At 52.8% G+C, this 1,681-nt stretch carries 2 protein-coding genes; both read left to right on the top strand.

The window, feature by feature from the left end:
* The first annotated feature begins 399 nt into the window (after positions 1–399).
* Positions 400–1,263, top strand: coding sequence for an ectoine/hydroxyectoine ABC transporter substrate-binding protein EhuB (gene ehuB / locus EOA32_RS36865; protein ID WP_128374283.1), 864 nt, complete (start codon positions 400–402; stop codon positions 1,261–1,263).
* Between the two features lie 78 nt (positions 1,264–1,341).
* The coding region (locus EOA32_RS36860; protein ID WP_128374282.1) for an ATP-binding cassette domain-containing protein at positions 1,342–1,681 on the top strand (340 nt) is incomplete at its 3' end.

Here is a 1,681-nt window from a genome sequence, read left to right as displayed (position 1 = left end):
GGTTTGAGCTCGCCGCGCAAAACTGCCTGAGAAATCTGATCGGCAATAGCCTGGAAGTATGGTTGTGAAAGACCCTCCTTTGAGGGTGTCCAAATTGTCATGCTTCATCCCCAGCCAGTTTCTCGAATACCCACCTTACTGCAAGCCTGAGGGGCAGTCGATCCAGTACATTTATTGTCCTTGTACAATTTTAGCAATTGACTAAATTTTCCACAATTGTCATGTTTAATGAAGGCGACCAAACATGGGAGCGGAACCGCAGATCAAGTGGACCTCTGGCGAGCTTGAAGATGCGCTGGGCCAACAGTCTGACCTAAACGCTAGTCGGATGCTGCAAAAGCTGGCGCTGCAACAGAAGCTACGCAATCGGTAGAGAAACTAACGCAAAGGGGAACAGCAATGGCACCGAAGACTCGCAGTCAGCTTTTTCGAGTTGATATCCGTCCATACCGCCTGGCGTTTGGAGCAATGCTAGCAGTGTTGACCATCGGGTCCACTTTGGCACAAGATCTAGACGTCAGTCAGGATGTTTCTGTGGCCATTGGCAACGAGCCCCCTTACACTGAACTGAAGCCCGATGGAACATTATCTGGTGCTGGTCCGGATATTGACCGAGCCGCTCTCGAGGAATCTGGCTTCAAACAATTCTCAGGCGTTACCATGGCCTACGGCGCAATGATTCCGGCGCTTCAAGCTAATCGTGTTAAGATGGTTTCGTCGGGTGGTCTTAACATCCGCCCGGAGCGTTGCCAGCAGGTTATCTTCTCGGAGCCGGTGATGTGCACCGCGCAAGCTTTTCTCTTGCGCCACGACATGGCCGGGCGTGTGAACAGCTATAACCAGGCCGCTGAACTCGGCATAAAGATCGGTGTTCCGGCTGGAGGTACTCAAGGCAAGGATGCTGTCGCCCGAGGGATCAAATTGGAGAACATCGTCAACTTCCCTGATAATACGAGCGCGGTCAAAATGCTTCAGGACGGGCGCATCGACGCTATTGCTCTCAACGGAGATGGTGTCCTCGACATGAAGAAACGCTCCGGTGATGACTCTCTTGAAGCCGTGATCCCTATCTCTGATACGCCGATTGATTGTGCGGCGGCGGCCTTCAACAAATCTGATACCGCGCTACGCGACGCCTACAACACCGGTCTCGAGAAGCTGGTTGCGAGCGGGGAGTTCGCTAACATTATGTCGAAGTATGGTCTGCAGGCGAATGTTGAGCTGCTCTCGAAAGCCAAGTCGACTGCTGAGATGTGCCGCTAGAATCTCCGCTCGAAAATCACGCGGCTTGGCGATGATCCGTCAAGCTGCGAAGCATTTTCCGAGAAAGGAGCCTTCTCGATGAGACTATATATTGCACCAGATCAGTCTGCCGCAGCGCCGATAATCGAATTCCGAGGCGTAGGAAAAAGCTACGGCACTTTCAACGTGCTGAACCAGCTTTCTTTTTCTGTGAAGCCTGGCGAGCATCTGGCTCTTATCGGTCCATCTGGTTCCGGGAAGACTACCATTCTGCGGATCTTGATGACACTTGAGACCATCAGCTCAGGCAACGTCCTGATCAACGGCGTGTCGCTCACCCGCGAGCAGAAAAACGGCAAGAATCTTCCCGCATCGGAATCGCACCTACGCAAAATGCGGGCCGACATTGGCATGGTATTCCAGCGCTTCAATCTGTTCC

It is taken from the genome of Mesorhizobium sp. M1A.F.Ca.ET.072.01.1.1 (assembly GCF_004023325.1).
Taxonomy (GTDB): domain Bacteria; phylum Pseudomonadota; class Alphaproteobacteria; order Rhizobiales; family Rhizobiaceae; genus Mesorhizobium.
This window is presented reverse-complemented; position numbering and strand designations above follow the sequence as displayed.

Bases quoted from the DNA above. Each gene is read 5' to 3' on its own strand.
- ehuB (WP_128374283.1), top strand. From the start codon at position 400: ATGGCACCGAAGACTCGCAGTCAGCTTTTTCGAGTTGATATCCGTCCA.